This window comes from Mesorhizobium sp. M0496, from assembly GCF_040321205.1.
Taxonomy (GTDB): Bacteria; Pseudomonadota; Alphaproteobacteria; order Rhizobiales; family Rhizobiaceae; genus Mesorhizobium.
This window is the reverse complement of sequence record NZ_JAMYRC010000091.1, coordinates 1-4,134: the sequence shown is the minus strand read 5'-3', so window position 1 is coordinate 4,134 and position 4,134 is coordinate 1. Positions and strand designations below refer to the sequence as shown.

The following is a 4,134-nucleotide window of genomic DNA, read 5'->3' as shown; positions in this document are numbered from 1 at the left end:
GCCCACTCAGAACAGCAATTTCCTTTAGGAGAACCTCGATCCTTTTTTCACAGGCAATTTCCTGCGCCTCGAATCCTTCGATCTCATCGAGCCGCTTGGTGACTATGGCGAGATTGGCGCGCGTCCTGGGTGGCATCGAGCCGCATGAGGATGTCGCCGGCTTTTACTTTATCGTCTTCGCGCACCAGGATTTCTCCCACCACCCCGCCGGTCGGGTGCTGCACCTTCTTGACATAGGAATCGACGACAAAGTGTCCGGACGCGACAACCGCACCGGAGAGATTCGTGAAGGCCGCCCAGGCTCCGGCTCCTCCCACAAAGATCACGCTCGGTCAGAAGGCCCGCCACCAGGTGCCGGCGAATGGAGCTGGAAACGTCATTGTTCTGATGAATGCCGGACACCGGGATCCCCCATGTCAGCGCGCTCTCCCACATGATCCTGTGTAGATTCGATGGCCTTGACGCCAGCGCCTCGTGCCATCGCTGTCCCCTTCAGGACTTTGGAAAGTGCTTCATCACGCGCACCGAATGCTCGCTGCCGTCCACCTTCCATCACCAACACCAAATCCACGGCGCGGATGGCGCTCGGCCGATGGGCGACGACAACCGCAATGCCCTTGCGCTCGCGCACGGAGGCGATCGCCTTAACGACCGCAGCCTCGCCTTCCGCATCGAGATTGGCATTGGGTTCATCCAGCACAACAAGGAAAGGGTCTCGATAAAGAGCACGGGCAAGACCGATACGCTGGCGCTGCCCGGCGGAAAGTGCCGATCCGGCCTCACCGATCGGAGTTTCGTAGCCGTGCTCAAATCGGAGGATCAGTTCGTGCGTGCCCGCTGCTTTCGCCGCGGCGACAATAGCCTCAGGGTCAGGATTATCTTCAAAACGAGCAATGTTTTCGGCAATGGTGCCGTCGAACAGTTCAACACCTTGCGGCAGATAGCCGATATGACGGCCTAGTGCTTCCCGGTCCCATTGATCGAGGCTTGCGCTGTCGATGCGAACCTTTCCGGCGACCGGCGCCCATGCGCCGACGATGGCGCGCGAGAGTGTCGACTTGCCCGAGCCCGATGCACCGATGATCCCGAGTGCGCTTCCCGCCTGAATGGCAAACGCAAGGCCGGTCACGGTCGGCTTCCTTTCGCCGGGCGGAACGATTGTCACGCCTTCGAGGCGCAGTTCGCGTTCAGGTGCAGGCATTGGCATAACAGGAGCGGATTCAGGAACCTTTTCCAAGAGGTCCTCCAGCCGCGCCCAACCCTGGCGCGCCATGAGGAAAGGTTTCCAGCTTGAAATGGCCAGATCGACCGGAGCCAGCGCACGCCCCATCATGATCGAACTGGCAATCATAACCCCGGCCGTAGCCTCCTGTCTGATGACAAGGTACGCGCCGACGGCAAGAATGGCCGATTGCAGCAGCACGCGCAGCGATTTTGAAATGGCACCCAGCCCACCTGCCACGTCCCCAGCTTTCCGGTTGGCGGCCAGACACTTGGCATTGGCCTTTTGCCATCGGGCAGCGATCCGCTTTCCAAGACCGAGAGCTTGCACGACCTCGGCATTGCAACGCGCTGCTTGCAGCAGACCATTGCGTGCCATGTTGTGGGCAACGGTATCGCTTATCGGCCGTTGCGAGAGAGTGTTGGCAAGGAGTGTCAGAGATGTGAGGCCGACCGCCCCGATAAGTGCCGTCATGCCGATCCAGAAATGAAGGAGGAAGCAAATGCCAAGATAAAGCAGCATCCATGGCAGATCGAAGAACGCTGTCGGACCGTTTCCACCCAAGAAGCCGCGAACATTGTCGAGATCGCGAAGCGGCTGCAAGCCGTCGCCCGGCATGCGCGTTGAAAGCGGAAGGCGAACGATCGCATCGTGAACGCGTCCGGAAAACTCTCCATCGAAACGCTCGCCAATCCGCAGCAGCACGCGGGCGCGCAAAATGTCGAGCAGGCATTGGAACGCATAAAGCCCCGCAGCAAGCACGACGAGCCCCACCAGCGTCGATACGCTGCCACTTGCCAGAACGCGGTCATAGACCTGAAGCATGAACAGCGGCGAGATCAGCGCAAGCACGTTGACCGCGCCGCTGATCAACACAACGCCCCAAATAGCGGAAGTCAGAGGGAAAGGTCTCAAAGCTGAATCCTTCAAGGAATGGTTACTCACGTAAGTTCCGGAGGCTGGCGACTCAGCCCCATATTGCTCCCCGACCGGCGACCGACTGCATCCGCTCGCTGGTTCAGGATCAGTGCTCCCGCCGAATATGTTTGGTCCCGGCATTTAATGGAGCGGGTCAACAACACCGTCCGGCTGAAGGTTTGGAAGGGCAACGTCATCGTGGCCGGCCGCAAGGGCCCGGACAGGCTTCCGCCTCCACACCTTCAGGAGATTTCGGTGCACGACCAGCGCGACGCGCAGGGCTTCGTCAAGCTATCCACGCTGCGACTGCTCCCGGGCGCCCCTCGGTCGCCCCGGCCCATGGCAAGTAGCGGAAACGGAAAGCGCCCGCCCAAGGGGCGGGGCGCTGTTCCGTATCGGTTTTCTGGATCAAACGAAGGTAAAGTCCGACGCGGTCAGGCCTAGGTCGGCCACGGTGACCACACCGCCCAGGTGGGCGAACTCGTGCGCGCTGCCCTCGGCGGTGACATAGGCCAGAGTTGCGACTCTGTCGGTGTAGCTGCTTTGGTAGACAATGATGTCACCGGCGTGCTCGCCGGAGATCGCACGCGCCGCCTCATTAGGAGAGTTGAAAGATTCGCCAGTGATCACCACGACGTGTTCGCCGTTCGCACCCGACGCCGCACCGCTGTAGAAGCTGCTCACCGGGGAGCCGGACTGTAGGCTGGCGTTGTTGACGAAGTTCGCGCCAAAACCGTCGTTGTAGAGCCCCACCGCATCAAAGGCGAACGTATCCTCCGCCGGGTTGAAATCGGTGATAGTGGTAATGTCCGACTTCGACCCGACAACCCCAGGCACCGGATTGTGGAACTGGAACACGAACGTGTCACTGTCGGTGCCCCCGGTCAACGTGTCCTGGCCGTCACCCACGTAGAGGTCATCTTCGCCGGGACCGCCGTTGAGCCTGTCATTGTCCTCACCGGAGATGCGCGGGTGGACGCGGCTGTTGTCGCCGGAGAGACGGTCCGAGCCATCTCCGCCGAAGATGTCGTCGTTACCCTCGCCGCCATTGGCTCGGTCATTGCCGTTGCCACCCAAGATCTTGTCGTCGCCGCCACGACCGTCAATCCAGTCATTGTACTGTGAACCCTCCATCCAATCTCCAAGCTCGGTGCCGATGAGTGGTTCGGGACGCCGGCCACCTTCGATAATCCTTGACATCGAAAATCTCCTAATGATGCCCCTGCCTGAGGCGTTCATATTCGTCATCGGACAATTGGAGAAATCGATTGCTTGGATGGACACACATTTACGAAATGGATGCATTCACGTTCACTTCGCCCTTCCGCTGAGCAGTAGCGGGCTCGCAGGCGGCGGGGACGCGCCCAGACGATCGACCCGAACATTCACACTCAAACGGACGAGTAAAACTTGGTAACCGGCCGCCCTGGTTGGGCCAAAACCTCTCTCTGTTTGCTCGACGCCGGCATACCCGCACCGTAAGCGCTGGAAGTGGACAAGTTCCGGTGGCGGCGGGTACGGCGCGGCTCAGCGATGAATGGGGGCCGGAGACGGTTCCTTCCCCGACACGCATGCTGCTACCGCGCAACAAGGGGAGGGCAATTTGCCGCCAATGGTCTCGTGATAGCGCCTTTCGCCGACAGGCTGTCGAAGTTGACCGAAGCCGAGCTGAAACGACAACTGACGGGTCCTCACAGCTGCGTTACGCATTCGCTCACCGTCAAGCCGGCCTCGGAAGAACAGGCATGGGGCTGTGTTGCCGAGTATCTCGCCAGCACTGCCCATTGCGAGAAATGGAACATTAGGGAGCGCGTTCGCGCGAGCCGAGAGTTCAAGGATCTCGGAACGACAGCTTCCGCACGTCGGCCGCACGGGCTCTACGCGACGCGGCCTACGCCAAGCTAACAGAATTACTTTCATTCCTCGTGGAATGCCCGACTGATTTGGTCCGACAGCGGCTTCACAAAATAGGAAAGCGCCGTACGCTCGCCCGT

3 protein-coding genes and 2 pseudogenes are annotated in these 4,134 nt (G+C 60.3%); 1 reads left to right on the top strand and 4 read right to left on the bottom strand.

What is annotated here, in order from left to right:
• Together NKI73_RS33340 and NKI73_RS33335 are read right to left on the bottom strand one after the other, a co-directional pair.
• Positions 1-435: pseudogene (locus NKI73_RS33340) on the bottom strand (hypothetical protein); the annotation flags it as partial.
• Positions 377-2,152: a type I secretion system permease/ATPase gene (locus NKI73_RS33335; protein ID WP_352636279.1), complete on the bottom strand. Its 1,776-nt coding sequence runs from the start codon at positions 2,150-2,152 to the stop codon at positions 377-379. The gene NKI73_RS33335 and the pseudogene NKI73_RS33340, both read right to left, overlap by 59 nt.
• Before the next feature lie 3 nt (positions 2,153-2,155).
• Between NKI73_RS33335 and NKI73_RS33330 the strand changes: the two genes are divergently transcribed.
• A complete protein-coding gene (locus tag NKI73_RS33330; protein ID WP_352636277.1) occupies positions 2,156-2,584 on the top strand; it encodes a hypothetical protein in 429 nt (142 codons plus the stop codon).
• Here the strand turns inward: NKI73_RS33330 and NKI73_RS33325 are convergent.
• Together NKI73_RS33325 and NKI73_RS33320 are read right to left on the bottom strand one after the other, a co-directional pair.
• Positions 2,549-3,340, bottom strand: coding sequence for a calcium-binding protein (locus NKI73_RS33325; RefSeq protein ID WP_352636275.1), 792 nt, complete (start codon positions 3,338-3,340; stop codon positions 2,549-2,551). The two genes, NKI73_RS33330 and NKI73_RS33325, sit on opposite strands and share 36 nt — an antisense overlap.
• Before the next feature lie 716 nt (positions 3,341-4,056).
• Positions 4,057-4,134, bottom strand: a pseudogene (locus tag NKI73_RS33320) (HlyD family efflux transporter periplasmic adaptor subunit); the annotation flags it as partial.